1 protein-coding gene is annotated in these 866 nt (G+C 37.5%); it reads right to left on the bottom strand.

The annotated features are described in order from the left end of the window. Positions 1-12: 12 nt before the first annotated feature. Positions 13-866, bottom strand: an 854-nt coding sequence (locus AMDU4_RS10905; protein WP_290705120.1) for a hypothetical protein, incomplete at its 5' end; no start/stop codon positions are given.

Raw genomic sequence — 866 nt, 5'->3', positions numbered from 1 at the left:
TTAATAGGAACTTTATAGAAATCTCCACTGTGTCATATCTTTTATATATAAAAATTTGTTATTTATGTGATCAGTTGATCCGTTTGACTGATATAGAATTGGACCGTATATTGCCGAGGAAGGAACTGCATTTGCGCATAAGGATGTGTGTGCGGCATTTGTTGTTGATGTTGATCCGCCACCATAAGATGATTTAGTACATCCGTACACATTGTTAAAGCCTAATTTAAAACTTTCTGAATTGTTGTAATTCCTTATGCTTATGTCATAGGTTACTATTGTTCCATATGTATACCGGCATTTATTGCTGCCCATAGACTTTCCACTGCTTGGGTTCACATGGAAATGTATATACACAGGGCCATTGCCGCTTTTACAGATGCTGTAACTGTCAAGGGATGCGTCAGAATAATATTTTCCAATAGATGATAATGATGTTTGTATTCCCATAAAATTAACAGTATTGTCTATAATCCCCTCAAGGATGTCCTGCTTATATTTTAACATATTAAAACCAGGTTTGCTGCTTGAATGCGTTGTTGTGGTGTTTATGCCTGTACTATTGTTTGGTTCATAATACATTACATTGCTTTCTGGTGAATTTATACCCTCCAGGCTTAAACTGGTATAATAGGGTGCAAGGGTGTATCGGGTTATCTCAATGGGATGGTGCCTGTCGCATACTTCTGATTCCATGTTGCCACCGTAGCCAGATGCCCCTCCAAACATTGTAACTCCTATGCACTCTCGGTGTTTCTCTGTATTAAACCCCTGTGATATATATGCACCTAATCCTATGGAATTATCCATAGATGCCTTGAATCCATTTTCATCATAGCATTTTGTTTCATTTGCGTATGATTCTG

It is taken from the genome of Ferroplasma sp. Type II (assembly GCF_000496155.1).
Note: the sequence above shows the minus strand (reverse complement) of the source record. Positions and strands in the feature narration are given on the sequence as shown.